Below are 26,150 nucleotides of genomic sequence, written 5' to 3'. Positions count from 1 at the left end.
TGTGACCCAGGGCTCAACTGGGTCCAGACTGTCCCTATCCGGTTCGCCGGTTGCCATCACCGAAGAGGAAGGACGCAGCGTGTCCGACGCCGCAGGCCCGATCATCAACGGGCTTCCGAGCCAACGCCCCGACATCGATCCCGAGGAGACCCAGGAGTGGGTCGACTCCCTGGATGCGCTGGTCGACGCGCAGGGTCGTCAGCGCGCTCGCTACGTCATGCTCAAGCTCCTCGAGCGTTCGCGCGAGCGCCAGGTGGGAGTGCCGTCGCTGACCGCGACGGACTACATCAACACGATTCCCCCGCAGCGCGAGCCGGACTACCCCGGTGACGTCTCCATCGAGCGCGGCTACCGCCGGCTGCTGCGCTGGAACGCCGCCGTCATGGTGCACCGCGCCCAGCGGCCCGGCATCGGCGTCGGCGGCCACATCTCGTCCTACGCCTCCTCCGCCACGCTCTACGAAGTCGGCTTCAACCACTTCTTCCGCGGCAAGGACCACCCGGGCGGTGGCGACCAGATCTTCTTCCAGGGGCACGCCTCCCCCGGCATGTACGCCCGCGCGTTCCTCGAGGGCCGGCTCTCCGAGACCCAGCTCGACGGGTTCCGCCAGGAGCACAGCCACGTCGTCGACGGCACGGTCCAGGCCCTGCCCTCCTACCCGCACCCGCGCCAGATGCCGACCTTCTGGGAGTTCCCGACGGTCTCCATGGGCATCGGCCCGATGAACGCGATCTACCAGGCGCAGTTCAACCGCTACCTGCACAACCGCGGCATCAAGGACACGAGCGACCAGCACGTGTGGGCCTTCCTCGGCGACGGCGAGATGGACGAGCCCGAGTCGCGCGGCCTGCTCCAGCTCGCGGCCAACGACGAGCTCGACAACCTGACGTTCGTCGTCAACTGCAACCTGCAGCGGCTCGACGGCCCGGTCCGGGGCAACGGCAAGATCGTCCAGGAGCTCGAGGCGTTCTTCCGCGGCGCCGGCTGGAACGTCATCAAGGTCGTCTGGGGCTCCGGCTGGGACCCGTTGCTCGCGGCGGACACCGACGGTGCGCTCGTCAACCTGATGAACTCCGTCACCGACGGCGACTACCAGACCTTCAAGGCCAACGACGGTGCCTACGTGCGCGAGCACTTCTTCGGCCGTGACCCGCGCACCGCCAAGCTCGTCGAGGACTGGTCGGACGACCAGATCTGGGGCCTGTCCCGTGGTGGCCACGACTACCACAAGGTCTACGCGGCCTACGACGCGGCCACCAAGACCACCGGCGCGCCGACGGTCATCCTGGCCCAGACCATCAAGGGCTACTTCCTCGGTCAGCACTTCGCCGGCCGCAACGCGACGCACCAGATGAAGAAGCTCGCGCTCGACGACCTCAAGGCGTTCCGCGACCGGCTCGACCTGCCGATCACCGACGCCGTGCTCGAGGACGACCCCTACCAGCCGCCGTACTTCAACCCCGGCCCCGAGGACGAGCGGATCAAGTACATGCTCGAGCGGCGCCGCGAGCTCGGAGGCGGGCTGCCCGAGCGGCGTGACCCCAAGAAGGCCATCAAGCTGCCCGACGACAAGGCCTACGCCACGGTCAAGAAGGGCTCGGGCAAGCAGCAGATCGCCACGACCATGGCGTGGGTGCGGCTGCTCAAGGACCTCATGCGCGACAAGGAGTTCGGCGCCCGCGTGGTGCCGATCATCCCGGACGAGGCCCGCACCTTCGGCATGGACGCGTTCTTCCCGTCGATCAAGATCTACAACCCGCACGGGCAGAACTACACCCCGGTCGACCACGAGCTGATGCTCGCCTACCGCGAGGCCAAGGACGGCCACATCCTGCACACCGGCATCAACGAGGCCGGGTCCGTGGCCGCGTTCACCGCCGCCGGCACGTCGTACGCGACGCACGGCGAGCCGATGATCCCGATGTACGTCTTCTACTCGATGTTCGGCTTCCAGCGCACGGGTGACTCCATCTGGGCGGCGGCCGACCAGCTGACCCGCGGCTTCCTCATCGGCGCCACGGCCGGCAAGACGACGCTCACCGGCGAGGGTACGCAGCACATGGACGGCCAGAGCCCGCTGCTCGCGTCGACCAACACCGCGATCGTGCACTACGACCCCGCGTACGCCTACGAGATCGCGCACATCATGCAGGACGGCCTGCGTCGGATGTACGGCGAGAACGCCGAGAACATCATCTACTACCTCACGGTCTACAACGAGCCGATCGTGATGCCGGCCGAGCCCGAGAACCTCGATGTCGAGGGGCTGCTCAAGGGCATGTACCTGCTCAAGCCCGCGGAGGGCGACGGCGAGCTGCGCGCCCAGCTGCTGGCCTCCGGCGTCGGTGTGCCGTGGGCCCTGGAGGCCCAGGAGCTGCTGGCCAAGGACTGGGGAGTGCAGGCCGACGTCTGGAGCGTCACCTCGTGGGGCGAGCTGCGCCGCGACGGGCTGGCCGCCAACGAGGCCGCGTTCCTGCACCCCGAGCAGGAGGCCCCGGTCCCCTACGTCACCAAGGCGCTGACGGACCGACCCGGCCCGGTCGTCGCCACGGCCGACTACATGCACGCGGTGATGGACCAGATCCGCGAGTGGGTGCCCGGCGACTACCTCACCCTCGGCGCCGACGGGTTCGGCTTCTCCGACACCCGCGCCGCGGCCCGTCGCTACTTCCACATCGACGGACCGTCGATGGTCGTGCGCACCCTGCAGGGCCTGGTCCGGCAGGGCAAGCTCGACCAGTCGGTGCTGCAGCAGGCGATCGACAGGTACAAGCTGCACGACGTCACCGCAGGCGCGTCCGGCAACGCGGGCGGCGAGTCCTGAGCATCGACTGAGCACCGGGTAGCCACATAGCAGCGATCCGCGGGTCCGACTCGGACCCGCGGATCGCTGCTTCGGTAGGTGAGTGTGGCGGCGCAGGCCTCAGCGCGTCCGGCTCACCGGCCGGCCCAGAGGTCCTCACGCGCGATGACACCGGTGTCGGGGTTGTCGGTGAACAGCCCGTCCAGCCCGGTCTTGAGGTAGGTCACCTGCTCCTCGACGGCCTTGCCGTAGTCGCTGGGGTTGGTGCCGTTCCAGAAGTCCTTGGCCATGAACTGGTTCTCGTTGCGGAACGTCCACGGGATGACCTTCAGCCCGAGCCGGTGGGCGTCGCCGACCAGGCTGGTCGGCTTGCCGAGGGTGCCGTCCGCGTTCTTCGGGATGACGAAGAACTTCTCCGGGCCGATGCCGTCGGCGAACCGGGCGATCTGGCGCAGCCCCTCGGGCGTGTTCCAGTAGGAGTACTTGCGCGTGTCGCCCCGAGAGATCAGGTCGTAGGGGCCGTCGAGCGGTCCGTTGCCGGTCCACGACAGGAACGTCGAGCTCGCCTTGTAGCCCAGCTTGCGCACGGTCTTGAGGTTGGTGATCTCGAACGACTGCAGCCACAGCGGCGCGTTCCGCTTGTTCAGGCCGTGCGCGGTGACCTGCTGCACGAAGGCCTTCTCGGGGTCCAACCCGGCCGCGTGGAAGTAGGTCGAGTGCTTGATCTCGGGGATGATCCCGATCGTGCGACCGGTCTGCTTGGACAGCTTCTCGCGCAGCTGGAGAACCTCCTCGAAGGTGGGCACCTGCCAGCGACCGTCGTAGATCGTGTTGCGCTGGCGCACCTGGGGCAGCCGCTCCTTGGCACGCAGGGTGCGCAGCTCGGCGAGGGTGAAATCCTCGGTGAACCACCCGGTGGTGGGCGTGCCGTCGAGCACCTTGGTGGTCTTGCGCGCCGCGAACTCGGGGTGGGCCGCCACGTCGGTGGTGCCGGAGATCTCCGGCTCGTGCCGGTCGACCAGCACACCGTCCTTGGTCATCACCAGGTCCGGCTCGATGTAGTCGGCGCCCATCTGGACGGCCAGCTCGTAGGCCCCGACGGTGTGCTCGGGGCGGTAGCCGGAGGCGCCGCGGTGCGCGACGACGAGGGGGTTGGGCATCTTGGTGGCCTTCGCGCGGGAGTGCGGGTCGGGACGCTTGACGTCGTCCGACCCTGGTCCGGCGGAGGCGCCCGCGGGCACGGCGGACGTGAGGGAGACGGCGACCGCGGCGAGCGTCGCGACGGCAGTGGCGGTGGGGAGTCGCTTCATGGGGCCGAACCTAGGGCGCCGAGTGGGTCCCTGCGGCGGCCAGGACGTGAACACTCGTCGACGTCCGGCCGAAGGCTCTCACCCGGACGGCTCAGCGGTTGTGGCGGCTGGACAACTACGCTTCGACCATGACCGGCAGCCAGCGCGTCCAGACCACAGCCGCGAGCGTCTCGGACGAGACGCTGCGCCGGCTGGTGTCCGACGCGGGCACGCTGTCCACGACGGCCATCGGCCTGATCGAGGCCAGCCATGCCTGGTTCCGCGAGCTCGCGCCCGAGGACCGCTCCTGGGTGGGGCTGGTCGCGCAGGCCGGCATCGGCAGCTTCATCGCCTGGCTGCGCGACCCGTCGCCGACCAAGGTCGTGCAGGCCGACGTCTTCGGCACCGCGCCCCGCGAGCTGACCCGCTCGATCAGCCTGTCCCGCACGCTGGACCTGGTGCGGTCGGTCGTCGACGTCGTCGAGGAGGACGCCGGCGCGCTGGCCGCCCCCGGTGACGAGCAGGCGTTGCGGGAGGCCGTCCTGCGCTACTCGCGCGAGATCGCCTTTGCCGCCGCCCAGGTCTACGCGCAGGCCGCCGAGACCCGAGGTGCCTGGGACGCGCGGCTCGAGGCCCTCGTGGTGGACGCCGTGCTGCGTGGCGAGGCCGACGACTCGCTGCGCTCGCGGGCCGCGGCCCTCGGCTGGGACGCCGTGCACCACGTCACGGTCGTCGCGGGCGCGAACCCTCGGGTGGCCGGCGGCCCCCGCGGTGACTCCACCAGCACGATCGATACCTTGCGCAAGGCCGCGGACCAGCACTCCGTAGAGCTCCTGGCCGGAGTCCAGGGTCGCCGCCTGGTCCTGATCCTCGGTGACACCTCGCAACCCGCACAGGTGGCCGACCTGCTCGCCGCGCACTTCGGCGACGGCCCGATCGTCCTCGGCCCGACCGTGCCCCACCTGTTCGCGGCCGGCCGGTCGGCGCGGGCGGCGCTGTCCGGGCTCGGCGCGGCGCGCGCCTGGCCGCAGGCGCCGCGGGTGGTGAGCGCCGCCGCGCTGCTGCCCGAGCGGGTGCTCGCCGGCGACGACCACGCCAGGCGGGCGCTGGTGGACCGGGTGCACCGGCCGCTCGCCGAGGCCGGCGGTGCACTGCTGCTCACGGCCGAGACCTACCTCGCCGAGGCGACGCTGGAGCACACCGCCCGCGTGCTGTTCGTGCACCCCAACACCGTGCGCTACCGGCTGACCCGCATCGCCCAGGTCTGCGGTCTGGACCTCACCGACCCCCGCGCCGCCTACACCGCGCAGGTCGCGCTCGCCCTCGGCCGGCTGGCCGTCCCCCAGGCCGCGTCCTGGCGCTCGCCGCGCTGACGTCACCGTGACACCACGCTGTCGTCACGCTCACCCCAGGCCGATCCGGGATTGACGCAACGTCAAGCAGAGCCGACTCCGGCTTTTTGTAGGAAACCTCCAAGGATCTCCGGTCATCTTCGTCCGCTGTGGTGCCCATCGGCGGGGTCTGGTGACGCGACAGTGGAGGGGTGCTTGCCATTGTTGCGCCCGGCCAGGGGGCGCAGACCCCCGGCTTCCTCTCGCCCTGGCTCGAGCTGCCCGGTCTACGCGACCGCGCCCAGGCCCTGTCCGACGCCGCCGAGGTCGACCTCGTGACCCACGGCACGACCTCCGACGCGGACACCATCAAGGACACCGCGGTCGCGCAGCCGCTCATCGTCGGTGCGGGCCTGCTGGCCTTCTCGGCGCTGTTCGACGCCGACCACCCCGCTGACGCCGTCGGCGTCGGCGGGGGGCACTCGGTCGGCGAGATCACCGCCGCCGCGTTCACCGGCGTCCTCGGCGACGACGACGCGATGCGCTTCGTCGGCACCCGCGGTCGTGCGATGGCCCAGGCCGCCGCCGTGACCCCGACCGGCATGGCTGCCGTGCTCGGCGGCGACCCGGACGAGGTGCTGGCCGTGATCGAGCGGCACAGTCTCACCCCCGCCAACGTCAACGGTGGTGGCCAGATCGTCGCCGCCGGCACCATGGAGCAGCTCGCCGCGCTCCGCGAGGACCCGCCCGCCAAGGCCAAGGTCATCCCGCTGCAGGTCGCCGGCGCCTTCCACACCGAGCACATGGCCCCCGCCGTCGAGGAGCTCGCCGCGCTCGCCAACACGCTGACCCCGGCCGCACCCCGCGTCCGGCTGCTGTCCAACAAGGACGGCCAGGTCGTCGACAACGGTGACGAGGTGCTCCAGCGGCTCGTGTCCCAGGTCAGCAACCCGGTCCGCTGGGACCTGTGCCAGCAGACCATGCTCGACCTCGGCGTGACCGGGCTGATCGAGCTCGCGCCGGCGGGCACCCTGGTCGGACTCGCCAAGCGCGCCATGAAGGGCGTGGCGGCCGTCGCGGTCAAGACCCCCGACGACATCGACCAGGCTCGCGCGCTCATCGCCGAGCACGGCGGCGCGGCCGACCCGAGCAGCACGACCAGCACCGCCGGCACGTCCGGCACCGCCAGCACCGAGGAGAGCAGATGAGCGACCGTCCCCGTCTCGCGCAGCATGAGGGCGCGCGCCACTCGCGCATCCACGGGGTCGGCGGCTACCGCCCCGAGCGCGTGGTGACCAACGAGGAGGTCTGCACCTGGATCGACTCCTCGGACGAGTGGATCCGCAGCCGTTCGGGCATCGAGGAGCGCCGCTTCGCCGCGGACGACGAGACCGTGATCGACATGGCGGTGTCGGCCGGGCGCGACGCCCTCGAGCACGCCGGCATCAGCGCCGACCAGCTCGGCTCGGTCATCGTCGCAACCGTGACGCACCCCTTCCAGACGCCGTCCGCGGCCGCCGCCGTCACCCACGCGCTCGGTGCGGGCGCCGCTGCTGCCATGGACATCTCGGCCGCCTGCGCCGGGTACTGCTACGGCATCGGCCTGGCCGACGCGATGGTGCGCGCGGGCACGTCCGACTACGTGCTGGTCATCGGCGTCGAGAAGCTCTCGGACTTCACCGACCGCACCGACCGCGGCACCGCCTTCATCTTCGGCGACGGCGCCGGCGCTGCCGTGGTCGGCCCCTCGGACTTCCCCGGCATCGGCCCGACCGTGTGGGGGTCCAAGGGCGAGGACTGGGACGTCATCCGCAACCGCGAGAGCTGGATCGACCTGCGGGACGGTGCGAAGGGTGGCGCGGCGCCGACCGAGGAGATGCCCTGGTCCTACCTCACGATGCAGGGCCAGAGCGTGTTCCGCTGGGCGGTCTACTCGATGGCACCGATCGCGCAGCAGGCGCTCGACGCGGCTGGCATCACCGCCGACCAGCTCGACGCGTTCATCGGCGCACCAGGCCAACATCCGCATCGTCGACGCGCTGGTCAAGCAGCTGAAGCTGCCCTCGCACGTGCCGGTCGCCGACGACATCCGCCACCAGGGCAACACCTCCGCCGCCTCGATCCCGCTCGCCACGCGGCGGATGCTCGACGAGGGGGAGGTCAGCAGCGGCGGGCTGGCGCTGCAGATCGGCTTCGGCGCCGGTCTGGTCTACGGCGCGCAGGTCATCGTCCTCCCCTGACCCTCAGACCCTTCCTGCCCCTGGGCAGCAGACCGGGATCACGAGTTCCCGCGGCCCGACGGGTTATTCGGGTCGACCATCAGCGGCAACACCCCGGACCTCGGTCCACGAACCAAAGGAGCACCACATGGCACTCAGCGAGAACGAGATCCTCGACGGCCTGGCCGAGATCATCAACGAGGAGACCGGCCTGGACGCTGCCGACGTGCAGCCCGACAAGTCCTTCACCGACGACCTCGACATCGACTCGCTGTCGATGATGACCATCGTCGTCAACGCCGAGGAGAAGTTCGGGGTCCGCATCCCCGACGAGGAGGTCAAGAACCTCAAGACCGTCAAGGACGCTGTCTCCTACATCGCCGGCGCGCAGAGCTGACCGACCGCCTCGCCGACCGATGGCCTGCGCCGCCCGTCCCGCACGGTTCGGGCGAGCGCAGGCCCGGCCGGTCCGCCATGATCTACCTGATGCAGTCGAGCAGTCGACCAATCGAGCAAGTGAACGAGGAGCAGCGAGATGACCCCATCGAGCCCCGCGCGCGTCGTCGTGACCGGGATCGGCGCGACCACGCCACTCGGGGGCACCGTCCCCCAGACCTGGGAGGCGATCCTGGCCGGTCGTCCTGGCGCCCGCACCATGGACTACGACTGGGTCGAGAAGTACGCCCTGCCCGTGACCTTCGCGGCGACCCTGGCCGTGCCCACCTCCGAGGTGCTGAGCAAGCCTGAGCAGAAGCGGCTCGACCCGTCCGCCCAGGCGGCGCTCGTCGCGGCCCGCGAGGCCTGGGAGGACGCCGGCAAGCCCGAGGTCGACCCCGAGCGGCTCGCCGTGGTCATCGGCACCGGCATCGGTGGCGTGCAGACCCTGCTCGCGCAGTGGGACAACCTCAAGGAGAAGGGCCCCCGGCGGGTCTACCCCCTCTCGGTGCCCATGCTCATGGCCAACTCCCCCACCGCGACCGTCTCGCTCGAGCTCGGCGCCCGCGCCGGCGCGCAGACCCCGGTCAGCGCCTGCAGCTCGGGCGCGGAGGCGATGGGAATGGCGATCGAGATCATCCGCTCCGGCAAGGCCGATGTCGTCGTCTGCGGTGGCGCCGAGGCGGCCGTGCACGCGCTGCCCATCGCCGGGTTCGCGGCCATGCAGGCGCTCTCGACCCGCAACGACTCCCCCGAGACCGCCTCGCGGCCCTACGACACCGGTCGTGACGGCTTCGTCCTCGGTGAGGGTGCCGCGGTCATCGTCGTGGAGTCCGAGGAGCACGCCAAGGCGCGCGGCGCCACGCCGATCGCCGTCCTGTCCGGCTACGGCCTGTCCTCGGACGCCCACCACATCGCCGCACCGGAGCCCGAGGGCGCCGGCGCCTCCCGCGCGATGGTCGAGGCCGTCGACAAGGCCGGTCTGAGCGCCAAGGACGTCGTGCACATCAACGCCCACGCCACCTCCACGCCGGTCGGTGACGTGGCCGAGGCCAACGCCATCCGGCGCGCGTTCGGCGACGAGGCCGACCACATGGTCGTCTCCGGCACCAAGTCGATGACCGGGCACCTGCTCGGCGCCGCCGGCGCCCTCGAGGCCGTCCTCACGATGCTCTCGCTCCGGGACCGGGTCGCCCCGGCCACGATCAACATCGAGGACTTCGACCCGGCCATCGACCTCGACGTCGTGCGCGGCGAGAACCGCAGCCTGCCCGACGGCGACCTGGCCGCGCTGAACAACTCGTTCGGCTTCGGCGGGCACAACGTGGCGCTGGTCTTCACGACGCCGTAGCGCCGTAGCGGCGTCACGCTGCAGCGGTCGACCCGCGCCCGCGCAGGGCCACAGCTGTTCGCCCCCGCAGAGCCTGGCTCTGCGGGGGCGACGTCGTGTCTGGTCCGGGCTCGGTCAGCCGACCTTGTAGAGCCACCGCACGGGAGCGTCCTCGCCGGCGTGCCGGAAGCCCTCCAGCTCCTCGTCCCAGCGAGTGCCGAGCAGGCCGTCCATCAGGTCCGCGAAGACCAGCGGGTCGCCCTGCGCCTGCGCCACCGCGTGCCGGATCCGGTCCTCGTTGACGACGCTGTCCCCGCTCGCGCCCACCCAGGTGTGGTGGAGGCCCAGGCTCGGGGTGAACGACCAGCGCGACCCGTCGGCACCGGCGCTCGGCTCCTCGGTGATCTCGTAGCGCAGCGAGTCCCACCCGCGCAGCGCCGACGCGATCGCCGCGCCGGTCCCCTGCGGGCCGACCCAGTTGATCTCGGTGCGCTGAGCCCGGTCACCGAGCGGCTGGGGCTCCCAGTCCAAGGTGACGGTCGTGCCGAGCACACCCTCGAGCGCCCACGCGACGTGCGGGCACAGAGCAGTGGACGCGGAGTGGATGAAGACGACTCCGCGCGTCGTCGGAGTGGTGGCACTCCGGTGCAGGTTCTCTGCGGTGGACATCCGGACCTCCTGGGCGTACGAGGGACGTCTTCCCCAACGACCTCGACGAGGATGGCCGGTCTGCTGCCGCGAACCATGGATGTTGTGCTGGTCTGGCGTGTCGCCTCAGGCGTCACGCTGTGTCCATCATGCCCCATCAACCCCACCTGTGACACCTCTACGGGCCCACCGAACGGGTGACGTCGTGAGATACAGGAGGAACCAGGCGCTGCCGCGGCCCTCGGCGAGGATCTGTGGTGGGACAGGTCGGGCTTGAACCGACGACCGACGGATTATGAGTCCGCTGCTCTGACCGACTGAGCTACTGTCCCGGGGCCATCGCAGGCTAGTCGGGCCCCGCCGCCCGCGGCCAGTCGACGCGCGCCTTCCGCGGCGCCGGCCGAACCTGTGTGGATCCTCCACGATGCTCAGCCCCGCCACAGCCTCACCATCGGGCCCGCGCAGCGTGGTTGGCGAGGCTCGCAGGATCAGATCGGGCGGACCATCCGCCTGCTCCGAGCAGAAGGAGACACTGTGAACAGGAACAAGGGCATCGCCATCGGTGCCGCGGTCGCTGCGGCGGCCGCTGGGATCACCATCACGGGAGCCTCGCTCGCCAACGCCGACGCCAACAACTTGGTGCGCTCGACCGGCTACTACGGTCAGCAGCTCGGCGAGGGTGGCCAGCGCGGCGGCGAGGGCGGTCAGAGCGGCCAGGGCGGCAAGCGGGGCGGGGGTGGTCACGCCGGTGAGACCGCGCTGACTGGCACCACCGCCACCAAGGTGACGGCTGCCGCGAAGGCCAAGGAGCCGACCGCGACCGTGGACCGGGTCGAGACGGACTCCGAGGGGGTCTACGAGGCGCACATGACGCGCTCCGACGGCACCCACATCATCGTCCAGGTCAACGCCGACTTCACCGTCACCAACGTCCAGGTCATGGGCCAGGGCGGTCCGGGTGGCTCAGGCGGCCCGGGTGGTCGGGCCGGGTCCGGCGGCAGCAGCACGGGCGGCGGCGAGGCCCCGAGCGGCGGCGCCGGCGCCCCCAGCGCCCCCAGCGCCTCAGCCTGAGCAAGACTCTCGCCCACCGGCCCCTCCCTGCGGGGTCGGTGGGCGAGCTGTGTCCGGTGACGGCGGCTGCGTCCGCAACCGCCGTCCGAGCCTGATCGGCTTACAGAGCGGCGATCTGCACGCCGGCGACGATCGCGCGGTCCTTGATCGGCACGAAGCCGAGGTCCAGCCGGCCGTCGCGCACGTCCACGTCCGCCGACACGCTCGTGGCGCGACCCTTGCCGCCGGTCCGGGCCACGAGGTCTACCCCTGCGCTCACGGTCGAGCCCTCCGCGGTGATGTCGAAGACGCGCTCGCCGGGCTTGGTGAACCAGTCCTCCGCCATGAGCACCGTCACCCGGTAGCGGCCGTTCGGCACCGCCTTGGTGTAGGACCGGAGCCCGAACACCTGCTGGGCGTAGAGCGCCTGGTCGGCCGTCCCGGTCACGCCGGTCCTCGCCAGCTCGGTGCTCGTCATCAACGAGTCGAAGTCACCGCGCCGCGTCCACGTGTTGCCGGCCGAGTCCTTGACGTCCGACCACGAGGCGGCCTGCCGGACGATGACCCGGCCCTGGTTGCCCGACCCGGCGTCGGACCCGCCGACCCCTGCCGGGGGCGGCGTCGGCGTGCTCGGCGCGGGAGACGGTGCAGGCGTCGACGGGACCGACGGCGCGGTGCTCTGGCCGGGCTGGCCACCCACCCAGTTCGTCTGCGGCGCACGGTAGTTCATCGGCAGCACCTCGAGCTTGTCGAGCGGGAACATCTGCTCGCCTCGGCTCGGGTCACCCCACATCTCGTCCCAACCCGCCCGGCCCCGCATGATCGAGGGGTAGGGGTCCGACCCCATGGAGACAGGGTTCTCGAGGCGGAACGAGATCGCACCGGCCGTGTCCCAGATGATGAGGCCGTACTCCTGCGCGGCCTTGGCGATGGTGCGGGCCACCGGCGACAGCTTCATGGCGTCGATGTTCAGGTCTGCGGGCAGGCGCAGCAGCTGGCCGGCGGAGGGCGCCGGTCGACCGTTGACTGGCTCGGAGCCGTCGGTCCGGTTCGCCGGCCAGGACACCGACGGCCAGCCCTTGTACGCCGGCATGGCCAGCCCGACGACGTGGTCGATGCGACCCGCCTTGAGCTCGTCCGCCCGAATCACCCCGGCAGCCAAGGCGATTCCGCTCGCACTTGCCCCGAACGGCGACTCGAAGACACCGTCGTTCTTGCTCGCGTTGCGGATCGTGCCGGCCCAGCAGGCGCTCCAGCGGCCGTTCTGCTTGCGAGTGACCCACGTGTCGGTGTACTCGTCCGTGTCCTGGTTGTAGATCGTCATCTCGGCGTCGGTGCCCTCTGCGGGCAGCGCGTTCGCCGGGATGCGAATCCCGGTGAGGTGCTTGGCGATCAGGCCGAAGTCGCCGTAGGTCTTTCCTTGGCAGTTCTCCCACGAGAAGGTGACGAGCGGGTCGCTGTTGGTGGCGACGTACATAGGAGGCGTGTAGCTCGAGGTGTTGAGCGCGATGGCGGGGCGGCGCCCGGCCTTGTCGCCGTAGTAGTTGACTCCCTGGTCGTAGAGATTGCGCGCCATCGCCGTGGACTGGTTGTCCGTGGGCGTCCGGTCCGGGAGGCGTTGGTAGAACGGGCTCGACGCAGCGAAGATGCGCGACGGGAACGCCTGGGTGCGTGCCGCGGCGACCTTGCTGGTCGTCCTGGTCGCGACCTTGGCAGTGGCCTTGGCCACCGTCCGGGAGGCTGGCGTGCTGACGTGATCGGCGGCCGAGGAGGTCGTGGTGCCGATGGCGGTGCCGAAGACGGCGATGCTCGTGGCGACCACACCGGTGGCGCACAAGCGCAAGCGTCGCTGGGACACTGGTTGCTCCTTGAGGAGTGAGATATGTGGATGGGCGTCCCCCACGTATCACTGACTGTAACCAGTGACTACAGAGTGTGACTAGCATGCACTTTTCGCAGCGAATGAGACCGCTGCCGCGCTGGCCACCCACCCCCGGACGAAACCTCCCGAACCACCCTGCCGAGCGATGCCGGGTGTGACACAGATCACGGTTGATCGATCAGACTCCGCGAGCTCCTGGGAGTCGGTCCGAGGGCATATGTTCACTCTCCGTAGCGACTAGGCCACGATCGGCCCTGTCGCAGCCCCTCCTGAGGAGCGGTAGAACCGACCCTCGTCGGGCCGTGAGGCGGGGACACGCGAACATCTCAGCCACGTCACAGCCGCGCCTCGACGGGCGCTCGATTCCTGCGGTCATGACACAGAACGGTTACGTTGTGACGAAGGTCACACGTAACCCGGACCGCGGCCGGAACCTCCCCTGACGCGGCGTCTGTACCTGCGAAAACGCTGAGTCTATGAGTCCGCTGTCCACACGCCAGGGCAGATGCGGACGTCCGAATCGGCCCGAATAGGGCGGTTGAACGTTCACGGATCTTCCCTCCCAGGTCACGAATCGGTAATACTGGTTGAGCAGCCCGCGGAGGACCACGCTTGTGAATGTCTTCGCAAAGACAGGGGCGATGCGCGAGTCCCTGTCACACCGAGTAGCCATGTGCGCCCAGCCATGGACAACGGCTGCCCGGTCTGGACCGCCTGCACCCCCAGCAGGCCGTGGTCCGCAGCGCGTCGGGGCGCGCACAACCAAATCCAGCCCACCCGGGCGACTGTTTCTCATGCCCTGCCATCAGGGCACCAGTCCTTACCTGAGAAATGGCCAATCAACCGGCGGCGCCCTCGGCCGCACGTGAAAGGAACACTCATGTACGACTCTGCGAAGCCTGGCTCGACTCTGCTGTCGCGCCGCTCCGCGCTCGGTGGGATTTGTCGGCGCCGCCCTCGTCGCCGCGCCGATCGCCACCGCTGCCTCTGCCTCCGCCGCTCCCGTCGCTGCCCCCTCGGCCGCCTCCCTCGCTCAGGGCATGGCGATCCTGGGCATGGCCAAGAGCTTTGCCGGGCGCGTTCGCTACCGCTGGGGTGGCACCAGCCCCCGCACGGGCTTCGACTGCTCGGGTATGACCCAGTACGTCTACGCTCGTCAGGGCATCCGGCTGCCGCGCACCGCTGCCGCCCAGCGCGCCGCGACCCGCCGCATCTCCCGCGGCGCGGCTCGTCCCGGCGACCTGATCTTCTTCCACCGTGGCCGCAGCACCTACCACGTGGGCATCTACGCCGGCGGTTCGATGATGGTCGACGCCGGCAACCCGCGCCGCGGCATCCGCCACCAGCGCATCTGGAGCAGCAACGTGTCGTTCGGCACCAAGCGCTGACGCTCCACGCACACTGACGAATACCTGGGCCCCTCGGGGTGCCAGGTCTTCGTCGTTGCCGGGTCCGCGCTACGGTGAGGCCAGCAGCTGCCCTCCCCCGTCGCACCACACCCACACGGCCCCCGCAACCCCGCACCCACAAGGACCTCGCCCGCCATGCCCCGTCCCACCACCCGCCTCGTGCGCTCGGCACGGTCGGCGGTGAAGGTCCTGGCGTCGGCCACGGTCGCGGTGGCGGTGCTCGCCGGGTGCTCGAAGGCGCTGGACCCGCTCTCCGTCGGCCTGGACTCCGACCACCCGGGTCTCGCGGTCCGGCGCACGAACGTCACGGTCGGCTTCGACGCCGATGTCGCGCTCGCCCTGGCCGATCGGCTGGGCTACGGGCAGGGACGCTCGCTCGGTGTGCTCTACGTCAGCGAGGCGGACCTCGGCGCGAGCTGGCGGAGCAACCGGCTCGACTTCGCCGTGGCGCTTACCCCGATGACTCCCGCCAACGCCAAGGTCTCGCAGCTGATCGGGCCCTACCTGAGCGGTGGGCAGACCCTCGCCGTCCGCGCCGACGACCCGAGATCACGCGCCATCACCGGCCCGCAGAGCCTCGCCGGCCGACCCGTCTGCGTCGCCGGTGGCGCGTCGACCATGCAGGAAGGCGCCGCGACCCACCTGCCGTCCTCCCGGATCGTCGTGCGCAGCACCGTCTCCACGTGCCTGACCATGCTGCTCGAGGGCACCGTGGACGCCGTGACCGACGAGCGGCTCGTGCTCGAGGGCTACGGCACGGTAGCGCCCTACGCCGGCAAGCTGCGGGTGCTGGAGCCGACGTTCACGACCCTCGACTACGGCCTGGCGCTGCCCAAGGACCAACCCGACCTCTGTCGCCGGTTGACCCGAGCCCTGCAGGGCTTCGTCGCCGACGGCGAGTGGGCCGACGCGTATCGCCGCGCGTTCGTCTACCCCGGCCTCGTCGACAAGGTCCCAGCAGCACCCAAGGTCACCGGCTGCTCCTAGGCCTGGCGTCCAGCGCCAGACGGCCCGGCGCGCACGCACCCACCGACTGCGCTGCGGCACACCAGCTCAGCGTCGACCGGGTCGGCCAGGACAGCACGAAACACCGCCGGGACAGCACGAAGCCCCGCCCGAGAGACTCGGACGGGGCTCGATCTGCTCCCCCGATTGGACTCGAACCAATAACCTGCCGGTTAACAGCCGGCTGCTCTGCCAATTGAGCTACAGGGGAATGCGTCTCAGCGCGGACGCAACTGTAGCAAAGGCGCGCCCGCAAACGGAAACCGGCGGGGGTCGCCGCGGGCGCTACCGGGGCCTGCGCAGATCGCCTCAGGCGCGCGCGAGACCGATCGACTCGCGCAGCTCGGCAGCGGCCGCCTCGACGGAACCTGCGACGGCCGGGTCCTGCGCCTCCACGCCCTGCCCGTAGACCGTCTGGACGAACGGCGCGGACCGCGCCAGGTCCTGGCGCAGCACGACGCGTGCGGTGCCACCGCGCACCTTGACGTCCTGGTGCATGATCACGCTCGCCTGCACCCGCTCGCGCACCGTGGCGAGCACGGGCGAGGTCGGCTGGAGCTCGACCGATAGGTCCGGCCGCCCGTCGACGAAGGTGATGACCAGGCGACCGAGCGAGGCCGACCACGAGCCACGCTCGACGACATGCCAGGGCGCCTGGTCGACGAGGTGGTCGGCGGGCTCGCCGAGCACGGTGGGCGCGAGCAGCGAGACGGTGTGCAGGCCGGCGACGAGCACGGCGCCGTCCTTGGCAACGTCGTGGCCCAGCACCCGGTCGCCGTCGCGCAGGCACAGCAGCAGTCGCTGCGCCTTGGTCAGGCGGGGCAGGCGGTCGGGCTTGGGCGCACCGGGCTGGTGAGAGCTGCGGCGCCGGTCGGAGCTGCGGCGGAACAGGGGCATCAGGCCATCCTCGTCTTCAGGGCACTCAGTCGGCGTTGGAGCTCGGTCAGGCGCACGGCGATCTGTCGCGCCGCCTCGGGGTCGGAGCCGTCGCTGCGCTGCAGCGCGCTGATCGCGTCGTCGATGCGGCGCTGCAGCGCGGCCTCGTGCACCCCGAGATCCAGCGAGTCCAGGTAGCGGCGCGTCGGCTGGCCCGTCATCGGGTCGGGCCGCTCGGGCAGCTCCGCGACGGACAGCTCGGCCACCAGGCCCTGCGCGACCTCGCCCGCCTGCTCGGCCACGGCGGCGACCCAGGCCTTCGCCGACTGGGCACGCGCGGCCTCCCAGCCCCCGGCGGCCAGCATCGCCTCGAAGACGTGCCGGTGGGCACCCGGGCTGAACATCTCGGCATCGAGCTCAGCGACCAGCTCGGGGTCGTGCGAGCCGGGGTACTGCAGCAGGCTGACGAGCAGCTGGCGCTCGCGCCGGATCGCGGGGTGCCGCAGGTCGGGCTGCGCGAGCGTGAACGCCGAGGCTGCGTCGACGCCACCGGCCGCTCCCGCGTCGACTCCCCCGTCGACTCCCCGGTCTCGGTCGTCGGCCTCGGGTCGGTGCGCAAGGACGTGCTCGCGCTGATCGCGGCCGGCCCGCCCGGCCCGCGCCACCTCGGCCGTCACCTGCTCCACGCCGACGCCGAGCCACCCGGCCACGGTGCGGGAGTACTCAGGGCGCAGGCCCTGGTCGCGGATGCCCGCGATGATCGGGGCGACGGCCCGGATGGCGCCCACCCGACCCTCGGCGGTCGCGAGGTCGAACCGACCCATCGTGGTGCGGACCGCGAACTCGAACATCGGGACCGCGTCGGCGACGAGGTGCTGCACGGCCTCGTCTCCACCGGACTGGCGCAGCTCGTTGGGGTCCTGCCCCGCATCCGCGACCGCCACGAACGACTGGGAGGCCCAGCGCTGGTCCTCGGCGAACGCGCGCATGGCAGCCTTCTGCCCGGCCGCGTCGCCGTCGAAGGTGAAGATCACCTTGGCCGGCGCCTGGTCCGCCTCGTCGCGCAGGATCCGGCGCAGCACCTTGATGTGGTCGAGCCCGAACGACGTGCCGCAGGTCGCCACGGCATGCTCGATGCCGGCCAGGTGGCAGGCCATCACGTCGGTGTAGCCCTCGACGATCACCGCCTGGCGGTCGCGCGCCATGGCCTTCTTGGCCAGGTCGAGCCCGTAGAGCACGGTGGTCTTCTTGTAGATCGGGGTCTCCGAGGTGTTGAGGTACTTCGCCTCGATGCGGTCGTCGGGGAAGATGCGGCGCGCACCGAAGCCGACGGTGTCGCCGGTGACGTCGCGGATCGGCCACACGACCCGCCCCCGGAACCGGTCGTAGAGCCCTCGGCGGCCCCGTGCGGAGAGGCCTCCCAGGACCAGCTCGTCGTCGGAGAAGCCCTTGCCACGCAGGTGACGAGTCAGGTCCTCTCCCCCACGGGGGGCGTAGCCGACCCCGAACCGCTTGGCCGCGGCACCATCAAAACCCTTGCCGCGCAAGAAGTCTCGGCCCTGGCGCGCCTCACCCAGGGTGATCAGCGCATCGCCGTAGAACTCGGCAGCGGCGCGGTGCGCCTCGACGAGCCGGGCCCGTCGGCCGGGCGCCTCGCCCTGACGCGGGCCGCCACCCTCCTCGTAGTGCAGCTCGACACCGCTGCTCACGGCGAGCCGCTCGACGGCCTCGGTGAAGTCGAGGTGGTCGACCTTGCGGACGAAGTCGATGACGTCGCCGCCCTCGCCGCAGCCGAAGCAGTGGTAGGAGCCGACGGCCGGCCGCACGGTGAACGACGGGGTCTTCTCGTCGTGGAAAGGGCACAACCCCTTGAGCGATCCCGGCCCGGCGTTGCGCAGCGTGACGTGCTGACGCACGACGTCCTCGATGGAGGCACGCTCCTTGACGAGCGCGACGTCCTCGGCCTTGATCCGCCCCGCCACGTGCCCTCCTTGTCCTCTGCCGATCGAGTCTATGCGGCTGCGTCGCTCAGGCCGCGCACCACCGTGCGTGGGTGTGGATGGCGCGGGCGTCGGTCAGCGAGGCCACCTGGTCGACGAGCACCCGGCGGCGCGCCGCGTCGTCGGCGGCCTCGACGAAGTCGGCCCGCAGGTCCGCGTCGAGGCGGCCCTCGGGGTCTACCGCGTAGGCCGCCAGCAGGTCGGCGACGATGGACCGCTCGTGCACCTGCAGGTCGCGTCGCTCGTCGGTGGACATCACGAAGTGCGCGGCGATGCCCTTGAGCACGGCGCACTCGGCCCGGACCTCCTCGGGGACGACGAGGTCGGCGTCGTAGCGGGTGAGCGGGCCGGGGCCGTAGCGCGCCCGGGTCGCCGCCTCGCTCGCCGCGACGAACCGCCCGACCAGCCGGCTTGTCATGTCCTTCAGCGCGGCGAGCGCACGCCGCGAGCCGTCGAAGGTGCTCGGCACGGCACCGGAGGCGAGCAGCCGGTCGTGGGCCGCGGCCAGCGTGTCGATCGTGCTGTCCGGCGCGTACGTGGCGTGCGCGACGTCCAGCACGGCCGCCATCTCGGTCTGCGAGGACAACCAGCGTAGGTCGAGCCGCCCGCTCGCGACCGCGTCCTCGACGTCGTGCACGGAGTAGGCGACGTCGTCGGACCAGTCCATCACCTGCGCCTCGAGGCAGGTGTGCCCCGGCACGGCACCGAGCCGCACCCACTCAAAGGCCTCGAGGTCATCCGCGTAGACCCCGAACTTGGCTGTCCCAGCGGGCCCTTCGCCACGCGCCCACGGGTACTTGCTGGAGGCGTCGAGGCTGGCGCGGGTGAGGTTGAGGCCCACCGACCGACCGCTCGGGGTGAACCTCTTGGCCTCGAGACGCACGAGCAGGCGCAACGTCTGGGCGTTGCCCTCGAACCCCCCGATGTCGGCGGCCGCGGCAGCGAGTGCCACCTCCCCGTTGTGCCCGAACGGCGGGTGGCCGAGGTCGTGGGCGAGGCAGGCCGTGTCGACGACGTCGGCGCTGCAGCCGAGCGCGGCGCCGAGCTCGCGGCCGATCTGCGCCACCTCGAGGGAGTGGGTGAGCCGGGTGCGGACGAAGTCGCTCGACCCGGGCTGCTCCACCTGGGTCTTGGCGGACAGCCGACGCAGCGCAGCGCTGTGGACCACCCGGCCGCGGTCGCGGGCGAACTCGTCACGGTCGGAGTGCTTGTGCCGCGTGTCCTCCATGACCGCTCGCTCCCGGTCGGTCGCGTCGTAGCGCGAGGCTGCTGTCCACTGGTCCACGCGCCCGACAGTAGACCAGGGCACCGACACACCCCCCTCGGGCGTTGGTGTCATCGGCTCGCCCGAGGTCCCGAGCCGCTTGCGGAGCCGGAACGTCACCCACGTCTGCGCGATCGGCCAAGTGGATCCGATCACCCTGCGGTCAGGCGCCTGCCTCCCCCAGCTCGACGAGAGCGTGCGCACCATGGCTGGAGTCGATGTGTGCGCGCATGACCTCTTCTGCGGCGGCAGCATCACCCTTGACGATGGCATTGACGATCCGCCGGTGATCGCCGGACTTGGCATCGCGGTGCCGCTGCCCGGGGTCGGACCGCAGGCCGTGCAGCCGATAGCGATCCGCTTTGTCCCACAAGGTGTCCAGCACGCCCTCGAGCAGGACGTTGTGGGCGGCCCGGTAGACGGCCTGATGAAACTGACGGTGCCGGACCAGGTCGTCCAGGCTGGGCGGACTCGGCAGTGGGCGCAGAGCGGCCAACGCCGACTGCAACGCCGTGAGGTCCGCCTCGGTGCGCCGCTGCGCCGCGAGCGAGGCTGCGAGCGGGTCCAGGGCGAGGCGCAGCTCCAGCAAGTCCTGCGCCTCCTGGGCGCGCAGCGCCGATACCCGCGCGTCCTTGTGCGAGTCCAGCTCGACCAGGCCGTCGGCATGCAGCCGCCGCATGGCCTCGCGCAACGGGGTGGTGCTGATGCCGAGTTCTGCGGCCAGGTCCCGTTGCTGGATGGCCGCACCCGGCGCCAGGTCCCCGGAGACGATCCGGTCCCGCACGACGCGATAGGCGAAGTCGCTCTTGGTCTTGAACTCGACACCAGTCTCCATGGCACCTCCTGCGGGTCAGGTTATAGCCGACTCCGAGCCTGGGCCACCACCCTCTCGCAAGGGAGTTTCGCGCTGCCCCTTGACGGTTATAGGTTATAACCGTCACCATGGTCCTACGGCTGGCCAGCCTTGACACGCTCCGCCCCGTCCCGCCAGCGTCACCGACGACCTGGCCCTGGAAAAGGATTCATGCGATGTCCAGCACTGCGACACCGACGGTCGAGATCGACCCTCAGACCGTTGTCCGCAAGGTGACCCGCAACGTCATCCCCTTCGTCTTCGTCCTCTACATCGTCAACTACATCGACCGCGCCAACATCGGCTACGCGTCCTTGCAGATGAACAAGGAGCTCGGCCTGACCAGTCAGGCCTTCGGACTCGCCGCCGGCCTCTTCTTCATCGGCTACTTCCTCTTCGAGGTGCCGAGCAACATCGCCCTCGCCAAGTTTGGGGCGCGTCGCTGGATCGCCCGCATCCTGCTCACCTGGGGTGCCCTGGCGACCGCAATGGGCTTCGTGCACAACGACTTCCAGCTCATCACCGTGCACTGAGCACGCTGATCATGGACCACATCCACTGGTTCGGCTGGTCCGGCTGGCGCTGGATGTTCATCCTCGAGGGCCTGCCCGCGGTCTTCCTCGGCGTCTTGTGCTACTTCCGACTCACCGAGTCCCCCGCGCAGGCAACGTTCTTGGAGCCAGCCGAGCGGGACTGGCTGACCGACGAGCTGCGCCGCCAGGACGAGGCCAAGTCCGGCCAGGTCAAGCACCTGTCCATCCTCGCCACGCTGGCCAACCCCAAGGTGCTCTACCTCGGGGCGATCTACTTCGTCTACCAGGTGGGCAGCCTCGGCACGGGCTACTGGCTGCCCCAGATCATCAAGTCCTTCGGTCGGTCGCTGACCAACACCCAGGTCGGGCTCATCGGCATGATCCCTTATGTCGTGGCAACGGCCGCAATGATCGTGTGGTCGCGCCGCTCGGATCGTCTCCAGGAGCGCAAGGCGCACAGCTACCTGCCGCTGGCCCTGTCTGCCGTCGCGATGTTCGCCGCCGCGATGACGAAGAGCCCGGTGCTGGCGATCGCCGCCATCAGCATCGCGCTGGCCGGCCTCTACTCGTTCAAGTCGCCCTTCTGGGCCGTCCCCAGCCTGTTCCTCTCCACGGCGACGGCGGGGACCGCCATCGCGGCCATCAACTCGATCGGCAACCTCGGTGGTTTCGTCGGACCGTACGCCCAAGGAATCATCGTGGACCGAACGGGCTCCAAGACCGCAGGCCTGATCTTCTTCGGCATCCTGCTCGTCGTGGCCACGATCATGATGGTCGTCATCCGACTGCGGGAGCCCGACGAGTCGACCAGTGACCCGGTGCACTGACATGCCGTTCGCGCTCGTCGGGTCCCGCACGACTGCCAGGCGGCAGGCCAAAGGTGTTGGCATCACTGTCTTTTCGACCAGCTACGGAGACTGGCGCCAGGTGTGTCAGTGGCCGGCCGATAACCCCTCGTTTCTTGTGCAGGGACGGGCCGCGGGCATGGTCTACGCCGTTCACGGTGACGACCACCGGCTGACCCGACTGAGCCTTGCCGCCAGCGGGCAGCTGCGCGCCGTCCAGGAGGTCGACACGACAGGCACCAATCCGGTGCACCTGGCGCTGGACAGCTCCGGCTCGTGGCTGCTCATCGTCAACCACTCCGGCAGCGTGGTTGCTCTGCCGGTGGCAAGTTTCGGGGAGCTGGGCTCCCCCGCCGGCCGGGTGGAGCTGACCGGCACCCCCGGCCCGCACCGCAGCGACCAACCCGGTCCACGACCACATCAGGTGGTGCCGATTCCCGGCTCGGCAGACCACGACAGCGAGCTCTTCCTGGTGCCCGACAAGGGGCTCGACGTCGTCGTCACGCTGAGGCTGGACGTGCGCACCGGGGCTCTGACGACGCTCGGCCGAGTCCGGCTGCGTGACGGCAGCGGGCCGCGACACATTGCGCTGGCGGCCGATGGGTCCGCGGCGTACACCATCGACGAGCTCGCCTGCACGATCAGCGTTTTCACCGTCGCAGCCGCTGGACGGCTCACCCTGCAGGCCGTCCACTCGGCGCTGGATCCGGATGACGTGCGCGACTTCCGGGGCGCTGAGGTGGTGCTCTCTCCCGACGGGCGACGACTGCTGGTGAGCCTGCGCTCCGGTGCCGGCGACCGAGAGCCGGGAGGGCCCGGCGAGGACTACGTCGCCGAGTTCGCTGTAGCACCGGGCGGTTCGCTCACTCCTTGCGGATGGATCCGGACCGGTGGGATCCGACCCCGCTTCATGGCCTGGCACGACGGCGCGCTCTACGTCACGCACGAGCGCACTCACACGGTCACGCGACTCCGCCCCGACCCCGCCACCGGAACCTTCGCGACGCCGACCCAGGTCGCAGCCACCGGTTCCCCGGTCTGTCTCGTCTTCGCGACCGACCCGACAACCACCGGTCGTGGCGCACCACAGCCCGCCGCAAGCGATCCGAACCACCCCTGACCACCCCTGACCACGGAGAATCCTGTCATGACAACCGCTTCCGGGGCCCGCGCCGCGACCAGCCTGACGCATGTCGGCCGCACCTACCGGATGATCGACCTGCCGGCGACCCTCGCGTCGGACCTGGATCGACTGCCGTTCGCGCTGCGGCTGCTGGCCGAGAACGTGGCCCGCCACGGCAGCCCGACGCAGCTGACCGCGCTGCAGGCCGCGCTGACCCGGTGGCTCGCCGAAGGGACCAGCGTGGCCGAGCTCGAGGTCGTGCCGGGTCGACTGCTCATGCACGACACGACCAGCACTCCCGCCCTGGTCGATCTGGCAGCCATGCGGGACACGCTCGCGGAGGCTGGGTACGACCCGGGACTGCTGTCGCCGACACTGCCGGTCGACGTGTCGGTCGATCACTCCCTGGCCGTGGAGTCGTACGCCAATCCCGATGCGGCCACCGCGAACCTGCGCCTTGAGCTGCGCCGCAACGCGGAGCGCTACCGCTTCCTGAAGTGGGCGGCCACGGCGATGCACACCGTGCGGCTCAACCCGCCCGGGACGGGCATCATGCACACCATCAACCTCGAGCAGCTGGCCACGGTGGTCAGCGTCGTCACCGCCAGCGACGGCGAATCCGATTGGCTCACACCGGATGTCATGCTCGGCACCGACAGCCACACCCCGATGATCAACGGTCTGGGCGTGCTCGGCTGGGGCATCGGCGGCCTCGAGGCCGAGATGGTCATGCTCGGGCTGCCGTGCACCCTGCGGCTGCCCGACGTCGTGGGGGTGCGGCTGACTGGCCGGTTGCGCGACGGGATCTCCGCGACCGACCTGGCGCTCACCCTCACCCACCAGCTCAGGCGCCTCGGTGTCAGCGGTGACTTCGTCGAGTTCTTCGGACCAGGCGCGGGGTCGCTCACCGTCGGTCAGCGCGCGGTCGTGGCCAACATGGCGCCGGAGTACGGCGCGACCACGGGGTACTTCCCGGTCGACGCTCAGGTCTGCGACTACCTGGCGCTGGTCGCCCGGGACCGGGTCGACCCCGGCCTGGTCGAGGCCTACTGTCGGGCGAGCTCGCTGTGGCTCGAGCCGGATTCGGCGCCGACGTACAGCCGAGTCCTGGACCTCGACCTGACCTCGATCGAGCTCAGCATCGCCGGGCCGGCTCGACCCCAGGACCTGCTGACACCGGCTGCGGTGCCGGCCAGTCTGCCTGCAGGCGAGCCGGCGGCGCCGAGCACCCTGGCACAGCCAGCTGCCGGAGCGTCGGACATCGATGGGCTACCCGCGTTCCCGGTAGCGCTGGCCGCCATCACCAGCTGCACCAATACCTCCGATCCGCGGCTCATCGTCACCGCGGGGCTGCTGGCCCGGCGGGCACGAGCCCTCGGGCTGACTGCGGCGCCCTGGGTCAAGACCTCCCTGGCCCCCGGGTCACCTGCGGCAGCGGCGTACCTGGCCCGCTCCGGCCTGGACACCGACCTGTCCGCGGTCGGCTTCGACGTCGTCGGCTTCGGGTGCACGACGTGCATCGGCAACTCCGGGCCGCTGCCGCCGCGGGTCGACGCGGCCCGACGGGCGGGCACCGTCACCCCGGTCGCCGTCCTGTCGGGCAATCGGAACTTTTCGGGCCGAGTCCACCCCGACCTGCGGACCGGCTATCTGATGACGCCCGCCCTGGTCGTCGCCTACGCCCTCGGCGGGGACGCCGCTCGCGATCTCGCCAGCGAGCCGGTCGCCCACACCCCGGACGGTCGGTCGGTGATGCTCGACGAGCTGTGGCCCAGCACCAGCGAGGTGGATGCCGTGCTGGCGACGGCGGTGCGAGCACAGGACTTCCCGGAGGCCTTTGCCCGCGCCCACGCGAACCCGTTGTGGGCCGCCTTGGAGAGTCCGTCCGCGGCTCGTTTCCCGTGGTCCGAGACGTCGACGATCCTGCGGCGGCCGCCCTTTGCCGGCGCCGGGCAGGGAACCCTGCTCGGGACCTTCGACGCCAGTCCGCTGCTGGTGCTCGGGGACGACGTCACGACGGACCACATCTCACCCGCCAGCGCCATACCGGCGGACAGCCCCGTCGCGGACTTCCTCGTCGAGCGGGGCGAGGACCGCGCCGATCTCAACGTCTTCGCCTCCCGGCGCGGCAACTGGGAGGTCATGACCCGAGGGGCGTTCTACGCCGCGTCCCTCGTCAACGAGCTGGCACCCAATGCCCCGGTGGGCACCACCATGGTCGCCGGCGGAGACCTCATGACCATCTTCGATGCCGCGAATCACTATGCCGCTCAAGACCGCCCGACCGTCGTGATTGCCGGTGAGCGCTATGGCATGGGCTCCTCGCGCGACTGGGCGGCCAAGGCCCAGCGCCTGCTCGGCGTACGGGCCGTGCTCGCGGCCAGCTTCGAGCGGATCCACCGGACCAACCTGATCGGCATGGGCATCCTGCCCCTGCTGCTGCCGCCGCAGGCCCGCGCAGCGCTGGGCGAGATCCACGCCGACGACCTCGTGCAGGTCGACGCCGAGCCCGGATCGATCAGCCCGCGCTGCCCGGTCTCCGTGGTGCTCAAGCGGCCCGACGGCTCCCGCACGGAGCTGACGCTGACCGCCGCGATCGAGACCAGCGCCGAGGTCGATCTGCTGCGCGAGGGCGGCGCGATCCCCGCCATCCTGAGCACCGTGACGAGCCGCAACGACCAGGACGCGGCAGAAGGGAACCACCCATGAGCACGAGCCAGTTCGAGCTCCCCCGCCCCGCCCTGACCTCGGACGTCTACGACGCCTATCCCGAGCAGGCCCGCGTCCCGGACACCGCCTTCATCAGCTTCGGAGCCCGGCCCCAATTCGCCGGGACGGTGGTCACTCTCGACAGCCGCGAGGACAACCTCGTCCTCAAGGCCATGCTCGACGAGGATGGGCACGGCAAGGTGCTGGTCGTCGAGGGCGGCGGCACCCTGCACTGCGCGATGGTCGGCGGCAACATGGCGGCCCGTGCCGCGAAGAGTGGCTGGGAGGGCCTGGTCATCCACGGCGCCGTCCGGGACCGGCTGGAGCTCGCCGCGGTCGATCTCGGCGTATTCGCGCTGGGGTCGAACCCGCGGCGCAGCGCGAAGGCCGGGATCGGCACCCGCGACGTGCCGGTGTCCTTCGGCGGCATCACGATCAGCCCAGGCGATCTGCTCGTGGCCGACGAGGACGGCGTCGTCGTGCTGACCCCAGGCGGGTCGGCTGAACGCAGCTCCTGACGAGCAGACGCGAGAGCCGGGGAATGCG

Annotated in this window: 20 protein-coding genes, 2 tRNA genes and 1 pseudogene; 14 read left to right on the top strand and 9 right to left on the bottom strand. The window is 70.7% G+C overall.

From position 1 onward, the window contains the following. Window positions 1-79 precede the first annotated feature (79 nt). A complete protein-coding gene (gene aceE, locus MM440_RS11865; RefSeq protein WP_241444510.1) occupies window positions 80-2,824 on the top strand; it encodes a pyruvate dehydrogenase (acetyl-transferring), homodimeric type in 2,745 nt (914 codons plus the stop codon). 113 nt (window positions 2,825-2,937) lie between these two features. Here aceE and MM440_RS11860 read toward each other — a convergent pair whose 3' ends face one another. Next, window positions 2,938-4,113, bottom strand: a complete 1,176-nt coding sequence (locus tag MM440_RS11860) for a glycerophosphodiester phosphodiesterase (protein ID WP_241444509.1) — start codon at window positions 4,111-4,113, stop codon at window positions 2,938-2,940. A 128-nt stretch (window positions 4,114-4,241) separates the two neighbouring features. On the opposite strand from MM440_RS11860, the gene MM440_RS11855 reads away from it, so the two are divergent. The 5 genes and pseudogenes from MM440_RS11855 (at window position 4,242) to MM440_RS11835 (ending at window position 9,428) form a co-directional block, all read left to right on the top strand. After that, window positions 4,242-5,465 carry a PucR family transcriptional regulator gene (locus tag MM440_RS11855; RefSeq protein WP_241444508.1) on the top strand — a complete coding sequence of 408 codons (1,224 nt, stop codon included), beginning with the start codon at window positions 4,242-4,244 and terminating at the stop codon, window positions 5,463-5,465. A 170-nt stretch (window positions 5,466-5,635) separates the two neighbouring features. Then, window positions 5,636-6,631, top strand: a complete 996-nt coding sequence (locus tag MM440_RS11850) for an ACP S-malonyltransferase (RefSeq protein WP_241444507.1) — start codon at window positions 5,636-5,638, stop codon at window positions 6,629-6,631. Then, window positions 6,628-7,663, top strand: a pseudogene (locus tag MM440_RS11845) (beta-ketoacyl-ACP synthase III). Before MM440_RS11850 ends, MM440_RS11845 begins: the two are co-directional and overlap by 4 nt. 127 nt (window positions 7,664-7,790) lie before the next feature. Beyond that, on the top strand, window positions 7,791-8,039 hold the full coding sequence (locus MM440_RS11840) for an acyl carrier protein (RefSeq protein WP_241444506.1): 249 nt from the start codon (window positions 7,791-7,793) through the stop codon (window positions 8,037-8,039). 138 nt (window positions 8,040-8,177) lie between these two features. Continuing rightward, complete coding sequence (locus tag MM440_RS11835) at window positions 8,178-9,428, top strand: beta-ketoacyl-[acyl-carrier-protein] synthase family protein (protein ID WP_241444505.1); 1,251 nt, start codon at window positions 8,178-8,180, stop codon at window positions 9,426-9,428. A 114-nt stretch (window positions 9,429-9,542) separates the two neighbouring features. Here MM440_RS11835 and MM440_RS11830 read toward each other — a convergent pair whose 3' ends face one another. Together MM440_RS11830 and MM440_RS11825 are read right to left on the bottom strand one after the other, a co-directional pair. After that, window positions 9,543-10,076, bottom strand: coding sequence for a DUF3145 domain-containing protein (locus tag MM440_RS11830; protein ID WP_241444504.1), 534 nt, complete (start codon window positions 10,074-10,076; stop codon window positions 9,543-9,545). 234 nt (window positions 10,077-10,310) lie between these two features. Then, a tRNA-Ile gene (locus MM440_RS11825) sits at window positions 10,311-10,387 on the bottom strand. A 202-nt stretch (window positions 10,388-10,589) separates the two neighbouring features. Between MM440_RS11825 and MM440_RS11820 the strand changes: the two genes are divergently transcribed. Beyond that, complete coding sequence (locus MM440_RS11820; RefSeq protein ID WP_241444503.1) at window positions 10,590-11,126, top strand: hypothetical protein; 537 nt, start codon at window positions 10,590-10,592, stop codon at window positions 11,124-11,126. A 100-nt stretch (window positions 11,127-11,226) separates the two neighbouring features. Here the strand turns inward: MM440_RS11820 and MM440_RS17395 are convergent, their stop codons facing one another. Next, window positions 11,227-12,963 (bottom strand): malectin domain-containing carbohydrate-binding protein, encoded by a 1,737-nt coding sequence (locus MM440_RS17395; protein WP_241444502.1) that lies wholly within the window; start codon window positions 12,961-12,963, stop codon window positions 11,227-11,229. A 1,064-nt stretch (window positions 12,964-14,027) separates the two neighbouring features. On the opposite strand from MM440_RS17395, the gene MM440_RS11810 reads away from it, so the two are divergent. Further along, window positions 14,028-14,375 carry a C40 family peptidase gene (locus MM440_RS11810; RefSeq protein ID WP_241444501.1) on the top strand — a complete coding sequence of 116 codons (348 nt, stop codon included), beginning with the start codon at window positions 14,028-14,030 and terminating at the stop codon, window positions 14,373-14,375. Between the two features lie 156 nt (window positions 14,376-14,531). After that, window positions 14,532-15,383 carry a transporter substrate-binding domain-containing protein gene (locus tag MM440_RS11805; RefSeq protein WP_241444500.1) on the top strand — a complete coding sequence of 284 codons (852 nt, stop codon included), beginning with the start codon at window positions 14,532-14,534 and terminating at the stop codon, window positions 15,381-15,383. Between the two features lie 156 nt (window positions 15,384-15,539). On the opposite strand, the gene MM440_RS11800 is transcribed toward MM440_RS11805, so the two are convergent. The 5 genes from MM440_RS11800 to MM440_RS11780 form a co-directional block, all read right to left on the bottom strand. Continuing rightward, window positions 15,540-15,612, bottom strand: a tRNA-Asn gene (locus MM440_RS11800). Window positions 15,613-15,710: 98 nt separating this feature from the next. Beyond that, window positions 15,711-16,298, bottom strand: a complete 588-nt coding sequence (locus MM440_RS11795; protein ID WP_241444498.1) for a hypothetical protein — start codon at window positions 16,296-16,298, stop codon at window positions 15,711-15,713. Further along, the gene (dnaG, locus tag MM440_RS11790) at window positions 16,298-18,259 is read right to left on the bottom strand and encodes a DNA primase (protein WP_241444496.1); all 1,962 of its coding nucleotides are present in this window, start codon (window positions 18,257-18,259) and stop codon (window positions 16,298-16,300) included. Before dnaG ends, MM440_RS11795 begins: the two co-directional genes overlap by 1 nt. A gap of 46 nt (window positions 18,260-18,305) precedes the next feature. Beyond that, window positions 18,306-19,562 carry a deoxyguanosinetriphosphate triphosphohydrolase gene (locus tag MM440_RS11785; RefSeq protein WP_338155650.1) on the bottom strand — a complete coding sequence of 419 codons (1,257 nt, stop codon included), beginning with the start codon at window positions 19,560-19,562 and terminating at the stop codon, window positions 18,306-18,308. Window positions 19,563-19,704: 142 nt separating this feature from the next. Next, on the bottom strand, window positions 19,705-20,376 hold the full coding sequence (locus MM440_RS11780) for a GntR family transcriptional regulator (RefSeq protein ID WP_241444495.1): 672 nt from the start codon (window positions 20,374-20,376) through the stop codon (window positions 19,705-19,707). 194 nt (window positions 20,377-20,570) lie between these two features. Here MM440_RS11780 and MM440_RS11775 point away from each other — a divergent pair, with 194 nt between their 5' ends. Genes MM440_RS11775 through rraA form a run of 5 tightly spaced genes read left to right on the top strand, consistent with a single transcriptional unit; the run spans window position 20,571 to window position 26,122 of the window. Further along, complete coding sequence (locus tag MM440_RS11775; protein WP_241444493.1) at window positions 20,571-20,927, top strand: MFS transporter; 357 nt, start codon at window positions 20,571-20,573, stop codon at window positions 20,925-20,927. 11 nt (window positions 20,928-20,938) lie between these two features. Continuing rightward, a complete protein-coding gene (locus MM440_RS11770) occupies window positions 20,939-21,754 on the top strand; it encodes an MFS transporter (RefSeq protein WP_241444492.1) in 816 nt (271 codons plus the stop codon). Between the two features lies 1 nt (window position 21,755). Continuing rightward, complete coding sequence (locus tag MM440_RS11765; protein ID WP_241444491.1) at window positions 21,756-22,892, top strand: lactonase family protein; 1,137 nt, start codon at window positions 21,756-21,758, stop codon at window positions 22,890-22,892. Between the two features lie 27 nt (window positions 22,893-22,919). Continuing rightward, window positions 22,920-25,604: an aconitate hydratase AcnA gene (gene acnA, locus MM440_RS11760; RefSeq protein WP_241444490.1), complete on the top strand. Its 2,685-nt coding sequence runs from the start codon at window positions 22,920-22,922 to the stop codon at window positions 25,602-25,604. After that, window positions 25,601-26,122: a ribonuclease E activity regulator RraA gene (rraA, locus tag MM440_RS11755; protein ID WP_241444489.1), complete on the top strand. Its 522-nt coding sequence runs from the start codon at window positions 25,601-25,603 to the stop codon at window positions 26,120-26,122. Before acnA ends, rraA begins: the two co-directional genes overlap by 4 nt. Window positions 26,123-26,150: the final 28 nt, after the last annotated feature.

It is taken from the genome of Arsenicicoccus piscis, from assembly GCF_022568835.1.
GTDB lineage: Bacteria > Actinomycetota > Actinomycetes > Actinomycetales > Dermatophilaceae > Arsenicicoccus > Arsenicicoccus piscis.
This window is presented reverse-complemented; position numbering and strand designations above follow the sequence as displayed.